This is a genomic window from Arthrobacter sp. Cza30 (genome assembly GCF_059090765.1).
The window spans coordinates 58,342-74,087 of sequence record NZ_JBNHGA010000004.1; the positions used below are offsets into that span (position 1 = coordinate 58,342).

Annotated in this window: 14 protein-coding genes; 10 read left to right on the forward strand and 4 right to left on the reverse strand. The window is 70.2% G+C overall.

The genetic code is table 11. The features are described from left to right. Positions 1 to 13: 13 nt before the first annotated feature. Positions 14 to 1,840: an AMP-dependent synthetase/ligase gene (locus AC5RVZ_RS13840; protein ID WP_494066349.1), complete on the reverse strand. Its 1,827-nt coding sequence runs from the start codon at positions 1,838 to 1,840 to the stop codon at positions 14 to 16. Positions 1,841 to 1,994: 154 nt separating this feature from the next. Here AC5RVZ_RS13840 and AC5RVZ_RS13845 point away from each other — a divergent pair, with 154 nt between their 5' ends. The 4 genes from AC5RVZ_RS13845 (at position 1,995) to AC5RVZ_RS13860 (ending at position 6,150) form a co-directional block, all read left to right on the forward strand. Then, the gene (locus AC5RVZ_RS13845; RefSeq protein WP_494066350.1) at positions 1,995 to 2,930 is read left to right on the forward strand and encodes an ROK family glucokinase; all 936 of its coding nucleotides are present in this window, start codon (positions 1,995 to 1,997) and stop codon (positions 2,928 to 2,930) included. Positions 2,931 to 2,933: 3 nt separating this feature from the next. Beyond that, a complete protein-coding gene (locus tag AC5RVZ_RS13850) occupies positions 2,934 to 3,623 on the forward strand; it encodes a lysophospholipid acyltransferase family protein (RefSeq protein ID WP_494066351.1) in 690 nt (229 codons plus the stop codon). A gap of 62 nt (positions 3,624 to 3,685) precedes the next feature. Then, positions 3,686 to 5,023, forward strand: a complete 1,338-nt coding sequence (locus AC5RVZ_RS13855) for a class II 3-deoxy-7-phosphoheptulonate synthase (protein WP_494066352.1) — start codon at positions 3,686 to 3,688, stop codon at positions 5,021 to 5,023. 155 nt (positions 5,024 to 5,178) lie between these two features. Then, on the forward strand, positions 5,179 to 6,150 hold the full coding sequence (locus AC5RVZ_RS13860) for a putative endonuclease domain-containing protein (RefSeq protein ID WP_494066353.1): 972 nt from the start codon (positions 5,179 to 5,181) through the stop codon (positions 6,148 to 6,150). An 87-nt stretch (positions 6,151 to 6,237) separates the two neighbouring features. On the opposite strand, the gene pknB is transcribed toward AC5RVZ_RS13860, so the two are convergent. Both pknB and AC5RVZ_RS13870 read right to left on the reverse strand, forming a co-directional pair. Continuing rightward, a complete protein-coding gene (gene pknB / locus AC5RVZ_RS13865) occupies positions 6,238 to 8,196 on the reverse strand; it encodes a Stk1 family PASTA domain-containing Ser/Thr kinase (protein WP_494066354.1) in 1,959 nt (652 codons plus the stop codon). Between the two features lie 74 nt (positions 8,197 to 8,270). Continuing rightward, positions 8,271 to 9,533 (reverse strand): LysM peptidoglycan-binding domain-containing protein, encoded by a 1,263-nt coding sequence (locus tag AC5RVZ_RS13870; RefSeq protein WP_494066355.1) that lies wholly within the window; start codon positions 9,531 to 9,533, stop codon positions 8,271 to 8,273. Between the two features lie 151 nt (positions 9,534 to 9,684). Between AC5RVZ_RS13870 and AC5RVZ_RS13875 the strand changes: the two genes are divergently transcribed. Continuing rightward, positions 9,685 to 10,035 carry an Rv2175c family DNA-binding protein gene (locus AC5RVZ_RS13875; RefSeq protein ID WP_494066985.1) on the forward strand — a complete coding sequence of 117 codons (351 nt, stop codon included), beginning with the start codon at positions 9,685 to 9,687 and terminating at the stop codon, positions 10,033 to 10,035. Between the two features lie 42 nt (positions 10,036 to 10,077). Here AC5RVZ_RS13875 and AC5RVZ_RS13880 read toward each other — a convergent pair whose 3' ends face one another. Continuing rightward, the gene (locus tag AC5RVZ_RS13880; protein WP_494066356.1) at positions 10,078 to 11,169 is read right to left on the reverse strand and encodes a polyprenyl synthetase family protein; all 1,092 of its coding nucleotides are present in this window, start codon (positions 11,167 to 11,169) and stop codon (positions 10,078 to 10,080) included. A gap of 65 nt (positions 11,170 to 11,234) precedes the next feature. On the opposite strand from AC5RVZ_RS13880, the gene AC5RVZ_RS13885 reads away from it, so the two are divergent. The 5 genes from AC5RVZ_RS13885 to AC5RVZ_RS13905 all read left to right on the forward strand — a co-directional run bounded on the left by AC5RVZ_RS13885 (position 11,235) and on the right by AC5RVZ_RS13905 (position 15,725). After that, on the forward strand, positions 11,235 to 11,606 hold the full coding sequence (locus tag AC5RVZ_RS13885; RefSeq protein ID WP_494066357.1) for an SCO2097 family morphological protein: 372 nt from the start codon (positions 11,235 to 11,237) through the stop codon (positions 11,604 to 11,606). Positions 11,607 to 11,801: 195 nt separating this feature from the next. Continuing rightward, positions 11,802 to 12,233 (forward strand): division/cell wall cluster transcriptional repressor MraZ, encoded by a 432-nt coding sequence (mraZ, locus tag AC5RVZ_RS13890; protein WP_494066358.1) that lies wholly within the window; start codon positions 11,802 to 11,804, stop codon positions 12,231 to 12,233. A gap of 104 nt (positions 12,234 to 12,337) precedes the next feature. Beyond that, complete coding sequence (rsmH, locus tag AC5RVZ_RS13895; RefSeq protein WP_494066359.1) at positions 12,338 to 13,291, forward strand: 16S rRNA (cytosine(1402)-N(4))-methyltransferase RsmH; 954 nt, start codon at positions 12,338 to 12,340, stop codon at positions 13,289 to 13,291. Continuing rightward, complete coding sequence (ftsL, locus tag AC5RVZ_RS13900; RefSeq protein WP_494066360.1) at positions 13,288 to 13,896, forward strand: cell division protein FtsL; 609 nt, start codon at positions 13,288 to 13,290, stop codon at positions 13,894 to 13,896. The genes rsmH and ftsL overlap by 4 nt, the downstream gene beginning before the upstream one ends. A gap of 47 nt (positions 13,897 to 13,943) precedes the next feature. Beyond that, the gene (locus tag AC5RVZ_RS13905; RefSeq protein ID WP_494066361.1) at positions 13,944 to 15,725 is read left to right on the forward strand and encodes a peptidoglycan D,D-transpeptidase FtsI family protein; all 1,782 of its coding nucleotides are present in this window, start codon (positions 13,944 to 13,946) and stop codon (positions 15,723 to 15,725) included. Positions 15,726 to 15,746: the final 21 nt, after the last annotated feature.

The window sequence follows — 15,746 nt, forward strand, 5'->3', positions numbered from 1 at the left end:
GACGGCGATCGCCTTACGGCAGCGAGACGTTGGAGGTGTTCACCGGGGTGGCGTAGATCTCGTCGATCTGCGAGGCGAAGTCCTCGAGGATGACGTTCCGCTTGATGCTCATCTTGGGCGTGAGGTGACCGCTCGCCTCGGTCCACTCGCTGGGCAGGATCGTGAACTTGCGGATCGATTCGGCGCGCGAGACGTGCGTGTTGGCCTCGTCGACCGCGCGCTGCACCTCGGCGCGCACCGTTTCGTTCTTCGCTGCCTCGGCCAGCGGCATGTCGGCGGGCAGGCCGTTGTTGGACAGCCAGGTCGGCAGCATCTCGGGGTCGAGCGTCACCAGCGCCGAGATGAACGGCTTCTGATCGCCCACGACCACGACCTGACCGACGATCGGGTTCGCGCGGATCGGGTCCTCCAGCGCCGCAGGGGCGACGTTCTTGCCGCCTGCGGTGACGATGATCTCCTTCTTCCGGCCGGTGATCGTGAGGAAGCCCTCGTCGTCGAACGAGCCGATGTCGCCGGTCTTGAACCAGTCGCCGTCGAAGGCGGCGGCGGTCGCCTCGGGATTGCGCCAGTACTCCTTGAACACGTTGATGCCGCGCACCTCGATCTCGCCGTCGTCGGCGAGGCGGATGCCGACGCCCGGGAGAGCGGGGCCCACGGTGCCGATCTTGGACTTGTTCGCGAGGTTCACCGACGCCGGCGCCGTCGTCTCGGTGAGGCCGTAGCCCTCGAGGATGGTCACACCCAGGCTGTGGAAGAAGTGGCCCAGGCGCGGCCCGAGCGGGGCCGAACCCGACACGGCGTACGTCACGCGGCCGCCTATGGCGGCGCGGAGCTTGGAGTAGACGAGCTTGTCGAACAGCACGAACTTCAGGCGGGTGCCCAGCGGCACCTTCTTGCCGTCCTGCAGCAGGCTCGAGTGTTCGATCGCGGTGTGTGCGGCGGCGCGGAAGATCTTGCCCTTGCCACCCGCCTCGGCCTTCTGCTCGGCCGAGTTGTAGACCTTCTCGAACACGCGCGGGACGGCGAGGAGGAACGTCGGCTGGAACGACCCCAGCGCGGGCAGCAGCTGCTTGGTGTCCGGCTGGTGTCCGGTCTTGACGCCCGCGTGGACGTTGAGGATCGAGATGAACCGCGCGAAGACGTGAGCGGCGGTGATGAACAGGAGCGTCGATGCCCCGGGCGTCTCGACCACCTCGTGCAGCGCCCTCGCGGAGTTGCGGGTGAGCTCGACGAAGTTGCTGTGGGTGAGAACGCAGCCCTTCGGGCGCCCCGTCGAGCCCGAGGTGTAGATGAGCGTGGCGATGTCGGCGCCGTTGGCGATGTTGCGCCGGCGCTCGATCTCGTCGTCCGCGACCGATGCGCCCTGCTCGATGAGGCGGTCCAGATCGCCGCGATGCATCTCCCAGGCGGACCGGATGAGGGGAAGGTCCCCGCGGACCTCTTCGAGCCGCGCGGTGTGCTCGGCCGACTCGGTGATGACCGCGACGGCGCCCGAGTCGGACAGGTTCCATTGCAGCTGCGCGGGTGAGCTCGTCTCGTAGATCGGCACCATCACGGCCCCGGCATAGAAGAGCGCGAAGTCCACGCGCGTCCAGTCGTAGGTGGTGCGGGCCACGAACCCGACCTTGTCGCCCGGCTCGATGCCTGCGGCGACGAAGCCCTTCGCCAGGGCGATCACCTGCTCCTGGAACTCCGCGGCCGTGATGTCGCGCCAGCCGTCGCCGTCCGGCACGCCGAACAGCGGCCGGTCGGGCGTCGCCTTCACGCGCTCGACGAGCAGATCCGTGATGTTCGCCTGAGGATCGGCGGGGATGACGGCGGGGACTTCGAATTGGACCACGGCAACTCCTTCGGTACCGGAACGACTGCATCTCGGGTGGATCTCATGTGAGTCTAATGGGACCGGCCACGGAGGCTGCAGAGCGGTGTGGACGCGTCGTGCCTGGATAGAATGCAACCCGCCGTCGCGCGCGCGTCGAGCGGAGGGGAGTGCGGTGCTCAAGGTCGGGATCGACATCGGTGGAACGAAGATCGCCGGAGGTGTCGTCGACCCGGAGGGGCGCATCCTCGAGAAGCTGCGCATCGATACGCCCACCGACACCGCCCAGCTTGCAGGCGCGGTCATCGACATGGCCCGCCACCTCGGATCGCACCACGGGGTGTCAGCCGTCGGCGTCGCCGCCGCGGGGTTCATCGACCGTGACCGGGCGACGGTGATCCACGCGCCCAACATCGCGTGGCGCAACGAGCCGCTTCAGGCGGTCCTGGAGCAGGGGATCGACCTGCCTGTGACGATCGAGAACGACGCCAACGCCGCCGGGTGGGCGGAGTTCCGCTTCGGCGCGGCGCGCAATGCCGACAGCATGGTGATGCTGACCATGGGGACAGGCGTCGGCGGCGCGATCGTGAGCGACGGGCAGCTGTTCCGCGGCGGTCACGGGATCGGCGCCGAACTCGGTCACATGCGCTTCATCCGCGACGGCCTGCCGTGCGGATGCGGGCAGAACGGATGCCTGGAGCAGTATGCGTCCGGCCGAGCCCTGCAGCGCGAAGCGAACGCGATCGCCGACGCAGGCGGCATCGGCGCGGGTCTGGCGGCAGTCCGCGCGGAGAAGGGCACGATCAGCGGCCCGGCGGTGTCCCGCCTCGTCCTGGCGGGCGACGAAGGGGCGATCGAAGCCCTGCGCCGTGTGGCCACGGCGCTCGGCGAGGCCTGCGGCGGGTTCCAGGCCGTCCTCGACCCCGAGCTGTTCGTGATCGGCGGCGGCGTCGCCCAGCTGGGCGACGACCTGCTCGAGCCCGTCCGCATCGCGTACGAGACATCGCTTCCGGGGTACGGGGATCGTCCCGTCGCCGAGTTCGTCATCGCCGAGCTCGGCAACGACGCCGGCCTCATCGGCGCCGCCGACCTGGCGGGCACGGAGGAGTAGGCGATGTTCTACTGGCTGATGAAGTACGTGGTGATCGGCCCGATCGTGAAGGCGATCTGGCGCCCGTGGATCGTCGGCCGTCGCAACGTCCCCGCGGAGGGCGCGGCGATCCTCGCCAGCAACCACCTCTCCTTCGTCGACTCGGTCTTCCTGCCGCTGATGATCGACCGGCCCGTCGCCTTCCTCGCCAAGAGCGACTACTTCACCGGCAAGGGGCTCAAGGGCTGGGCGACGCGCGTCTTCTTCAAAGCCACCGGACAGCTGCCGATCGACAGGTCCGGCGGCAAGGCGTCCGAGGCATCCCTCAATACGGGGCTGCAGGTGCTCGGACGCGGCGATCTGCTGGGGATCTACCCGGAGGGGACGCGCAGTCCGGACGGCAAGCTCTACCGGGGGCGGACCGGCATCGCGCGCATGGCGCTCGAGGCCCGCGTGCCGGTGGTTCCCGTCGTGATGGTGGACACCGACACCATGATGCCGATCGGAACCCGCGTGCCGCGGATCGTTCGCGTCGGCGTCGTGATCGGCGAGCCGCTCGACTTCTCGCGCTTCACCGGGATGGAGGGCGACCGTTACATCCTGCGCTCCATCACCGACGAGATCATGGTCGCGCTGCAGCGGCTGGGGGAGCAGGAGTACGAGGACGTGTACGCCTCGACCGTGAAGGACAGGCTCAAGACCAAGCGCCGGTGAGCGGCGCGTGAACGGTCGTCACGCGGCGTCGGAGGGTCCGCTGGCGCCGATAGAATGAGCGGATGCTTCAGCACCTCGACACGCTCGACCACTGGCGGACTCTGCCCATCAAGCAGCAGCCGGCGTGGCCCGACGCCGAGGCCGTCGCGGAGGTGTCTGCGGAGCTCGCCACCCTGCCCCCGCTGGTGTTCGCCGGCGAGGTCGACAACCTGCGCGACCGGCTGGCGCGCGCCGCGTCGGGTCAGGCGTTCCTGCTGCAGGGCGGCGACTGCGCCGAGACGTTCGCGGGCGCGACGGCCGAGCAGATCCGCAACCGCATCAAGACGGTGCTGCAGATGGCGGTCGTGCTGACCTACGGCGCCTCGATGCCCGTGGTGAAGATGGGCCGCATGGCCGGCCAGTTCGCCAAGCCCCGCTCGAGCGACACCGAGACGCGCGGCGAGGTGACGCTGCCGGCGTACCGCGGCGACATCGTCAACGGTTACGACTTCACGGAGAAGTCGCGTCAGGCCGACCCGCAGCGACTGCTCAAGGGCTACCACACGGCCGCGTCGACCATCAATCTCATCCGCGCGTTCACGCAGGGCGGCTTCGCCGACCTCCGCGAGGTGCATTCGTGGAACAAGGGCTTCGCGCAGAACCCCGCCAATCAGCAGTACGAGCGCATGGCGACCGAGATCGACCGCGCCATCCGCTTCATGGAGGCCGCCGGCGCCGACTTCGACGAGCTCAAGCGCGTGGAGTTCTACACCGGCCACGAAGGCCTGCTGATGGACTACGAGCGTCCGATGACGCGCATCGACTCGCGGACCAACACCCCGTACAACACCTCGGCGCACTTCCTGTGGATCGGTGAGCGCACCCGCGACCTCGACGGTGCGCACGTGGACTACTTCTCGAAGATCCGCAACCCGATCGGCGTGAAGCTCGGTCCGACCACGACGCCCGAGACCGCGCTCGCCCTCATCGACAAGCTCGACCCGCAGCGCGAGCCCGGACGCCTCACGTTCATCACGCGCATGGGTGCGGGCAAGATCCGTGACGCGCTGCCGCCCCTCCTGGAGGCGGTGCGCGACTCGGGCGCGACCCCCCTCTGGGTCACCGACCCGATGCACGGAAACGGCATCACGACGCCGACCGGCTACAAGACGCGTCGCTTCGACGACGTCGTGGACGAGGTGCGCGGCTTCTTCGAGGCGCACCGTGCCGTCGGGACGTTCCCGGGCGGCATCCATGTGGAGCTCACCGGCGACGACGTGACGGAGTGCCTGGGCGGCTCGGAGATGATCGACGAGGCGACCCTCGCGACGCGCTACGAGTCCCTGTGCGACCCGCGCCTGAACCACATGCAGTCGCTCGAGCTGGCGTTCCTCGTGGCCGAGGAGCTCGAGAAGCGCTGATCCGTCGGGGCTCGTCCGCGAGCGAGACATCCGCCCCCTCCGCGAGACTTCGCGTCCGTCACCGTCGGCACCCGTTTCGCTGACGTGCGCGAAGTCTCGCGTGGGCTTGTGGACAGTCAACGCGCACACCGAGGCTGCGCGGGCATCCTCGTGGGATGACTCGTTGGTCGGACCTCCCGGAGTCGCTCACGCGGGGGCCTTTCCTGTTCCACGACGCGGTCGATGCCGGTGTCGCACGCAGTCGCCTGCGCGCTCCGGACCTACGTCACCCGCATCGGGGACTGTACGTTGCCGGCGGTGAACCGCGCCATGTCGTCGCCCGGTGCGAGGAGATCGTCTCCCTGCTCGGTCAGGAACTCTGGTTCAGCCACGTGACCGCTGGGCGCCTGTGGAACTTCCCCCTGCCGTACGCATGGAGCGCCGACGAGGATCTGCATGTGATGGCCGTGTCGGATGCCGCCCCGATGCGCCGCCCGGGCATCATCGGCTGGGAGACCGAGGTGGCCGACCTGCCGCGGCTGATGCTCGGGATGCTGCCCGTGATCGCACCTGCGGACGTGTGGGCGCAGCTCGCCGTGCCGGGAGCGACGGGCGTGGACCCCGACACGGGATCGAGGCGGCGATTGACGTCGGACTGGCTCGTCGCCGTCGGCGACTACCTGCTCACGGGCCCACGCATCGGTCGGGCGCGGGTTCCGCTGTGCACACGAGACGACTTGATGCGCGCCATTCAGCGTCGCCGACGCAAGAGGGGCGTCAAGGACCTCGCCCTGGCACTCGATCGCGTTCGTCCAGGCGCGCACTCACCACGCGAGACCCTGCTGCGGCTCGGGCTCGTCGACCACGGTCTGCCCGAGCCCGACGTGCAGGTTCCGGTCGTGACGGCCGCGGGGCTGCGACACGCCGACCTCGGTTACCCCGACGCCCGGTTGCTGCTCGAATACCAGGGCGATCACCACCGCACGGACCGAAGGCAGTGGCTCGAGGATCTGACGCGGGTGCAGCTGCTTCAGGATGCCGGGTACGACGTCATGGTCGTCGGCGCAGCTGACATCGTGCCCGACTCGGCCGCTCTGGCGGGGCGTGTCCGTCGCGCGCTCGCCCGCGCACGCACGCGCGGCGCGTGATCCGCCGAGACTTCGCGTATGTCGCCCGGTGCGGTGTATCCGCGGACATTCGTGAAGTCTCGCGGGGCCCGACGGAAGGGGGACGAGTCAGAAGCTGCCCTCGATGCGGAGCGAGACCACGGTGCCCTTGCGCTGCATCGACCCGCCCTCGGGGTTCTGCGCCTCCACCTCGGTGGCCTCGTCCAGGACGACGTCCCACAGGGTGTTGTACTCCACGCGGAAGCCGGCGTTCGTGATCGCGGCCTTCGCCTGATCGCGGGTCATCCCGACGACGTCGGGCACTTCGAAGAGCGGGGGACCGCTCGAGACGACGAGCGTGACGGTGTCGCCGGGGCGCAGCCATCCCCCGTCGTCACGGCCCACGACCCGGAGGACGCGCCCCTCTTCGACGGTCTCGCTCGCCTCGGTCCGGCTGTCCTCGGCGACGGAGAGTCCGACGCGTTCGAGGTCGCTGCGCGCCGATCCCTCGCTCTGGCCCGCCACGTCGGGCACGGCGCCGAGCGAGACCCACAGCGTCGCGACATCCCCCTGGTGCACGGTGCAGCCCTCGCCGCAGGGCACGTCCTGGGAGCCGTCCTCGGGCGCGCCGGCCGGCCGGATCATGACGCCGACGACGGAACCGGCGGGACTGTCGGTGAAGAACTCGGCGTTGTCGTCGGCGACGGTCACGGACTGGTCGCCGAGCGCCGTGCGCGCGTCCTGCTCGGGCATCCCGAGGAAGGACCCGAAGGTCGCCTCGGCAGGCCCCAGCGAGACGAACACGACGACCTCGGTCTCGCGGTCCACGCGGTCGCCGCTGGCCGGATCAGTGCCGATCACCTGTCCGACGGGAACCTCGAGGCTGTGCTCGCCCCGCTCGACGGCCACGAGCGAATCCTGCTGAAGACGCTCGGATGCCTGCGGGAAGGTCATGCCCGACACATCGGCGACCTGCACCAGCGATCCCGGCCCCGAGCCGAACCACCATCCCGTTCCGGCGGCGAGGACCGCGAGGATCACCACGACGGCCGCCAGCCATGCGCCCTTGGCGCGGCGACGGCGGATGGCGCGGCGCAGGCGGGAGGCGTTGTCGACCTCCTCCATGGCGGTCGTGGGGCCCGTCGATGCGGTGGGCAGCACCGCGGTCAGCTCACCGGTCGAGGAGGTCGCCTGCTCGCGGGTCACCCCCAGCGGCGTCGTGCGCGTGACGGCGGGCGTGATGCCGAGCTCGCGCTCGATCTCGCGGAGTCGCTCGAGCATCTGACCCGCGTCGAGCGGACGGTCGTCGGGGGACTTCTCGGTCGCCCACAGCACCAGCTCGTCCAGCGGCTCGGGGACGCCGGGGTTCTTCACGCTCGGCCTGGGCACCGAGTCGGTCGCGTGCTGGAAGGCGATCTGCATGGGCTGCTCGCCCTTGTACGGCTGCTCGCCCGTGAGCATCTCGTACAGCATGATGCCGAGGGCGTAGATGTCGCTGCGGGCGTCGGCGGTGCCGCGGGTGACCAGCTCCGGGGCGAGGTAGGCGATCGTCCCCAGCAGCTGCGCGCCCGATGCCGTGTTCGCCGTCGTGGCGCGAGCGAGGCCGAAGTCGCCGATCTTGATGCGGCCGTCCTCGGCGAGCAGCACGTTCTCGGGTTTGACGTCGCGGTGCACGATGCCGGCGCGGTGGGCGGCGGCGAGGCCCGACAGCACGGCATCGAGGATCGTCACCGCCTGCGGCACGGTGAGTCGGCGCTGTTCGCGCAGGAGTTCGCGCAAGGTGATGCCGGGGAGGTACTCCATGACGAGATAGGCCATCTCGCCGTCCTGGCCCTGATCGAACACGTTCACCACGTGGGGATCGGCCAGGCGGGCCGCGGCGCGGGCCTCCTGGATGAACCGGCTCTGGAACATCGTGTCGTCGCTGAGGTGACTGTGCATCACCTTGAGCGCGATGCGGCGCTCGAGACGGAGATCGGTGGCGACGTAGACGGTCGCCATCCCGCCGCGGGCGATGCGAGCACGCACCCGGTACCGGCCGTCGACGAGACGCCCGATCAGCGGGTCCGTCTGCTGGCTCGTGCTCACGCGAAGAGTCTACGGACGCGCGCCTGCAAGCCAGCGGAGCGGCTCACCCTGCGACCGTACCGTTACGTGAGGGCTCACCCGAGCGCGGCGAGCCAGGCATACGCCGGCGCCTCCCACCGCGCGTAGCGGTCGGGGTATGCAGAGATCTGCACCGCCTGCGCCGCGTCGGCGAAGGACATGTCCTGCCAGCCCGGGATGTCGAGGAGGCCCCGCGTGCGGGATCCGTTCGGATCGGACGCGCCGCCGAAGAAGGCCTTGATGGAGCGCACCGGATCGCGCACTTCGTCGGGCGTGCCCCAGCCTGTGGCCGGCCGCTGCTGGAACAGACCGAGCGAATCCCGATCGCCCCAGTCCAGGTTGCGGATCCACGACTCCTGCATGGCGGTGCCCAGGGCGATCGCGATGCCCCGATCGGGCACGCCCAGTTCGCGACCCACGCGGATGATGAGCTGCGCGTTGGCGGTCTGCTCGGCGTCGAGCCCCGGGACGGTCGTCGCCGATGCCGGCACGGCGGCGATCGGCACGGCGATCCGCTGACCGGGATAGATGATCGACGAGGCATCCAGCCCGTTCGCGGCGAGCAGGGCGCGCGTCGTGACGCCGTGACGCTGGGCGATGCCGCTCATCGTGTCTCCGGCGACGACCGTGTACGCAGCGGCGGGGGCCGGCGACGGCGCCGGGGCCGGTGCCGGAGCGGCGGGGGAGGCGGTGCCGCCCGGCATCGTCAGCGTCTGCCCGGGGTAGATGATCGACGACCGCTCCAGGCTGTTGGCCGCGAGCACGGCGTGCGTGGTGAGGCCGTGGCGCTGGGCGATCGCGCTGATGGTGTCGCCCCGCTGCACGACATACGACGACGCGCTCGACGACGCGCTCGGCGGCGGCGGCGTCGTCGCCGCGTTGGCGCCCAGAACGAGCACCTGGCCCGGCTGGATCACAGAGCGCCATCCGAGCCCGTTGAGCGCCAGGACGTCCGCAGTGCGCAGCCCGAACCGGGCGGCGATGCCGCTGACGGTGTCGCCTCTCTGCACGACATAGGTCGCCGGAGCGGGCGCGGCGTGGGGAGCCTTGGGAGCGGCGTGGGTGGCGGCGCCGGCCGCGCGCATGAAGGAGGCGCCTTTGTGCGCGGTTGCGGTGGCTCCCTTGGGTGCGAGGGGAACGGATGCCGCAGCGCGGGCTCCTCGGGCCTCGGCCGATCCCGGCTCGGCGGCATCCCTCGGCTCGGCATGCGCAGGCAGGGCCGACAGCGACAGCGCGATCGAGCCGACGACGGCGACGGGAAGCCCCGCACGACGGGCCCGCTGGTGCGGATCACGGCGGGTCGGAGTTGCAGGTCGCACGAGTTGTCCCCCTCTGTCGACTGCGAAAACCGTGTCACGTATGGCAACTGGTGTCAACTGTCGTTGCACGTGTGACTGATGTGACATCCATGGTGTCGGTGCGCATCGTGGCGAGAAGCGGTGCGCCGGAGCGAGGATCTGAGATAGTTGCATCGTGACCGCTGACGCTTCGCGCATCGAGACCGAATGGCTCACCCTGCCCGAACTCGTGGAGGTGCTCGGCGAACCGCTGGGCCGCGTACGCCGCCTCCTCGATGAGTCCCATCTGGTGGGGTCGCGCCGCCACGGCGCGCTTGCGGTGCCCGCGGTCTTCATCAAGGACGGGCACCCGCTGCCGTCGCTTCGCGGCACCGCCATCGTGCTGCACGACGCCGGATTCTCGGACGACGAGGTCATCGACTGGCTGCTCGAGCGCGAGGACTCGATCGGGGTCGCCCCCATCGAGGCCCTGCTCGCCGGGCGCAAGAGCGAGGTGCGCCGGGTCGCGCAGACGCTCGCCTGATCCGCAGTCGCCGCGTCCGGGTACGCCGGGAGGAGGCCGGACTCAGGTGACGCGCACGGTGGCGGCGCGCGCCAGCTCGCGCAGGTCGCTCACCGCCGCGTGTCCCAATCGCGCGCCCACGAGCGCCCGGTCGGCTTCGCGCGCGAAGTCGGCGATCAGCGTCTCGACACGCTCGAGCGCTCCGCTGTCGACGATCGTCTGCTGAAGCGACGCGATCTGCCCTTCGTCCAGGTGCGGATCGCCGAGGAGCTCGTCGAGGATGCGACGCGACGGGGTGTCCAGCACCTCCCGGGCATAGGCGATGAGGACCGTGCGCTTCCCCTCGCGCAGGTCGTCGCCCGACGGCTTGCCCGTCTCGCGCTCGTTCCCGAACACGCCCAGGACATCGTCGCGCAGCTGGAAGGCCATGCCCAGCGGATGCCCGAATGCCGCGAGAGCCTGCCGCTGCTGGGCATCGGCTCCCGCCAGGGCGGCGCCGATCGCGAGCGGCTGCTGGACGCTGTAGCGCGCCGACTTGAGGGATGCCACGCGCAGAGCCCGCTCGGCATGCCGGTCGTCGGACTCCGATGCGAACGCGGACTCCTCGGCCACGTCGAGGAACTGCCCGAGTGTGACTTCGCGGCGCATCGTGGCGTACTCCCTGCGGGCCGCGCCGGCGTTCGTGCCGGCCGCTTCCAGCCCTTCCTCCAGCAGGTCGTCGCTCCACGCGACGAGGAGGTCGCCGAGCAGGATCGCCGCGGACCGGCCGAAGGCGGCGGCATCGCCGATCCAGCCGGCTCGTCGGTGGAGGTGCTCCAGCGCTCGATGAGCGGAGGGCCGGCCGCGACGGGTGTCGGAGTTGTCGATGAGGTCGTCGTGGACCAGCGCTGCGGCGTGGAAGATCTCGAGGGCGGCCGCGGCGGCGATCACCGACGCCGGCGGCGTTGCGGCCGGTCGCGAGGCTTCCTCCACCGCCCTCCACCCGGCGAGGCAGAACCGGCCCCGCAGACGCTTCCCGCCCGTCACGGAGGTGGCCGCGGAATCGATGAGGAGAGCCGCTTCGGCGCCCAGATCGGCGGCGCCCGCGCGCTGATCCGAGATGAAGTTGTCCAGTCGCTGAGAAACAGCTTCGATCGGCGCTTCGGAGGCGGACACGGGCCTAGCCTAGTGTTCTAGGGCGCGCGTAGAATCGTCGCCACCACAAGGACAGAGGGGGATGCATGCCACTCTCCGAACAGGAGCAGCGCCTGCTCGATGAGATGGAACGCCATCTCATGCGCAACGACGCGGATGTCGTCAGTGCACCGCGTGGCGGACGCTCGCTGAGCTATCGCAACATCGTCTACGGCACCATCCTCGTGCTGCTCGGCCTCGGCGGTCTCATCGTCGGGGTCTCCGTGCCCCTCATCGTCGTGGGCGTCATCGGATTCGTCGTGATGCTCGGCGGGGTCGTCCTCGCCGTCACGCCCGGCCGCGGCCCGGCACGCGTCCACGACCACGCCGACCGATCCGCCGCCAGACCCGGCAGGCCCTCCTCATCGTTCATGGATCGCATGAACGACCGATGGGACAGGCGGCAGGAAGGGCGCTGACGCGCCCGCCGTCCGAACCGGCAACGAGCACCGACCTCCGGGTCGGTGCTTTTTTGTTGCCCTGGCGGGGCCCATGCGCCGAGTGCTGGGGCGCTCAGGGAGAAGCGATGCACCGGAATGGTAGCGAAGTGGAGGAGAGTGGAGTAAAGTGGCGTGCATCCCGGGGGGCCGGCCAGAGGGGGGTGTGATGTTCCGATGCTGTTGGGCACGCACACACCCAAGCTGGACGACAAGGGCCGGGTCATCCTCCCCGCGAAATTCCGCGACGACCTGGGCGGAGGTGTCGTCGTGACCCGCGGCCAGGACCGATGCCTCTACGTCTTCAGCGAGCGGGAGTTCGAGCGCGTGCACGAGCGCATCCGCGAGGCGCCGCTGGCCAACAAGCAGGCCCGTGACTTCCTGCGCATGTTCCTCTCGGGGGCCAGCGCCGAGAAGCCCGACGGCCAGAACCGCATCACCATTCCGCCGCCCCTGCGCACCTACGCCGGCCTCGAGCGCGACCTCGTGGTCACCGGCGTCGGCGCGCACGCCGAGATCTGGAACGCCGAGACGTGGAACACGTACGCGGCGGCCAACGAAGAGACATACGCCGAGCTGGAGCAGGAGGTGATTCCGGGCCTGTTCTGAGGCCCCCGGTTGCGACTCCCAGCCGCTCACGCCCTGACGCACTTCCCCGGCGCCAGGTCAGAGTGGATGGGGATCGGAGCCGGGGGAGCGGAAGCCCCGACAACATGAACCTCCGCGACATCCACACCCCCGTGATGCTCGACCGCTGCGTCGAGCTGCTCGCGCCCGCGCTGGACCGCGAGGACGCCGTCCTCGTCGACGCGACGCTCGGGATGGGCGGGCATGCGGAGGCGCTCCTCGAGCGCTTCCCGCGGGTCCACCTCGTGGGCCTCGACCGCGACACCGACGCGCTGCGCATCGCCGGTGAGCGTCTCGCGCGCTTCGGCGACCGCGTCACGCTCGTGCACACCGTCTACGACGGCATCGCCGAGGCGGTGGCCTCCGCGGGCTTCGACAGGGTCGACGGCATCCTGTTCGACCTCGGCGTCTCGTCGCTGCAGCTCGATGTCGCCGACCGCGGATTCGCCTACGCGCAGGATGCGCCCCTGGACATGCGGATGGATCAGAGCTCGGGCCCCACGGCGGCCGACGTGCTCGCGACCTACGGCGAGGGCGACCTGCGACGCATCTTCGAGCGCTACGGCGAGGAGAAGCTCGCCGGCCGGTACGCGCGAGCGATCATCGCCGCCCGTGCCGAGGCGCCGATCGAGCGGTCGGGCCGGCTGGTCGAGATCCTCGTGGCCGCCACCCCCTACGCCGCGCAGCGCACCGGCCATCCCGCCAAGCGGGTGTTCCAGGCGCTGCGGATCGAGGTCAACCGCGAGCTGTCCGTGCTCGAACGCGCCATCCCGGCGGCGCTCGGCATCCTTCGCGTCGGCGGCCGCATCGTTGTGCTGTCGTACCAGTCGCTCGAGGACCGCCTGGTCAAGCGGGCCTTCGCCGAAGCCGCGGCGTCCACGGCGCCGCCCGGGCTGCCCGTCGAGCTGCCCGAGCACGCACCTCGGTTCCGACTGCTCGTCAAGGGCGCAGAGCTCGCCGGCGAGGCCGAGCGGGCGCAGAACCCGCGCGCGACCCCTGTGCGGCTGCGCGCCGCCGAACGCGTGAGGGAGGACGCATGAGCACCAACCTCGGTGCGCTCGCCACCGCGCCCATGTGGTCCGCGGCACCCGCACCCCAACGGCGGGATGCCCCGAGCCGGCGCCTGCGCGTCGTCGAGGCGCCCGCCCGTCGGCGCAAGCCCAAGCTGCTGTACGGCATCGTCGCCGTGATGGGCGCGTTCCTCATCGCGGCCGCGCAGATGGGCCTGTCGATCATGACGACGCAGGGTTCGTACGAGCTGTCGGCCCTGGCGAAGGAGCAGCGGGCGCTCACCTACGACAAGCAGATGCTCTACGACGACGTCGCGGGGCTCAGCTCCCCGCAGTATCTCGCCGCGAACGCCACCGCGCTCGGCATGGTGATCGACGAGTCCCCGAGCTACCTGCGGCTCAGCGACGGGGCGATCCTCGGAGCCTCGCAGGTGGCGGTGGGCTCCTCGTCGGTCGACGCGCTGGGCCGCGCCGCCGTTCCGAACGCGCTGATCACCGACACGCCGCTGGTCACCGAGCCCGATGCGACCATCGCCGGCCCGCCCGCGTCCGAGGAAGCGGCGGCGGCCGACGGTGGAGTCTCGAACACACCGCCCGCCCTTACCGACGGACTGCCCACCCCCAGCACACACTGAGCACGAACGAGAACGGACGCCGACTCGATGCGACGGGACGCTGACCGATGACCACACGCAGCACGAGGACGCCACGCCGTCGCACGGTGGTGGCCCTGGCCGTCGTCCTGTCGGTGCTCGCCGGGTTCATCGTGCGGCTGGTCGACATCCAGGTCGTCAACGCCGACGAGCACGTCTCCGACTCGATGGACTGGGCGTTCGCGGGGACGCAGGAGCTGTACGGCACGCGCGGGGCCATCGTGGATGAGAACGGGCAGACGCTCGCCGGCAGCATCCTCCTGTACGACTGCCAGCTCGATCCGCTGCTCATCCGGCAGACCGACGAGAGCATCATCGCGGGGAAGTCCGACGCACGGCTGTGGCAGGAGGTCTCGGTCGATGTGGCCTCCATCACCGGTCAGACGCCCGACGAGGTGCGGGGGATCGTGTCCGCGGCGCTGGCCGAGAACCCGGATACGCAGTACGCGAAGCTCAAGAACGGCGTCACGACCGAGCAGTACCGAGGGCTCGTGGCGCTCGCCCCGTATATCCAGTGCCTGCAGCATCCCGCCCGCGCGTACCCGGACGGGGCGGTGGCGGGCAACCTCGTCGGGTTCGTCGGCACCGACGGCGAGGCGCTCGAGGGGCTGGAGAAGCTGCAGAACGACTGCCTCGCCGCCACCAACGGCACCCGTCGATACCAGCAGGGCAAGGACGGCGTCATCATCCCCGGCACCGAGCAGGAGGAGCCCGCCGTCGACGGCGGCACCCTTCAGCTGACGATCAACCGCGACCTGCAGTGGTACCTGCAGCAGCTGATCGCCGAGCAGACGCAGAACATGGGCGCCCAGGCCGGCGCCATCCTCGTCTACGAGGCGAAGACGGGCAAGGTCCGGGCAGCCGCGGAGTTCCCGACGGTCGATCCCAACGACGTCGACGCGACGCCGGACGTCGATCGCAGCAGCCGCATCTTCCGCAACTGGTTCGAGCCGGGATCGACCTTCAAGGCGCTCACCGCCGCGACCGTCATCGACGCCGGGGGCCAGACGCCCGCGTCGACCGTCGTGGCGTCGGGCCTGGAGAACTTCCCGGGCGGGGCGCGCGTGCGCGACTCGTTCCAGCACCCGGCGTACACGTACACGCTGGCCGGCGTGCTGATCGATTCGTCGAACACCGGCATCTCGAAGTTCAGCGAGACCGTTCCGAACCAGACGCGCTACGACTACTTCAAGCGCTTCGGCATCGGAGAGGGCACCGCGTCGTACCCGGGTGAGCAGGCAGGTCTCATCTACCCCGCGGCGGACTGGGGCGCGCAGACGGCGTACAACACGTCGTTCGGGCAGGGTGTGACCACGACGATGCCCGAGCTCGCCCGCGCGTACGGCGCGATCGTCAACAACGGCGTGAAGATGCCGCTGTCGGTGGTCGAGTCGTGCACGACCGCCGACGGCACCGTCATCGAGCCGGAGCTCCCCGAGCCGGAGCAGGTCGTCAGCGAGAGCACGTCGGCGCAGATGCGCACGATGCTCGAGAACGTCTTCCTGCAGGCCCCGTACGCCAGCCAGGTCGCGATCCCCGGCTACCGGGTCGGCGGGAAGACGGGAACCGGTGAGAAGGCCGACCTCGTCAACGGCGGCTACAAGGCGGGCGTCTACTACACGACCATGGTCGGCTTCGCCCCCGCCGACGACCCCGAGTACGTCGTGGTCGTGACCCTCGATGAGCCGACGAAGGTAACATCGTCTGCGGCCAACGCGACCGCGTTCCAGAAGGCCATGACCCAGGTGCTCAAGACCTATCGCGTCATGCCCTCGACGACGGCGCCGGAGCAGCTGCCCAAGTTCGGGTAGCCGCCCGACACGGCCGGAGAA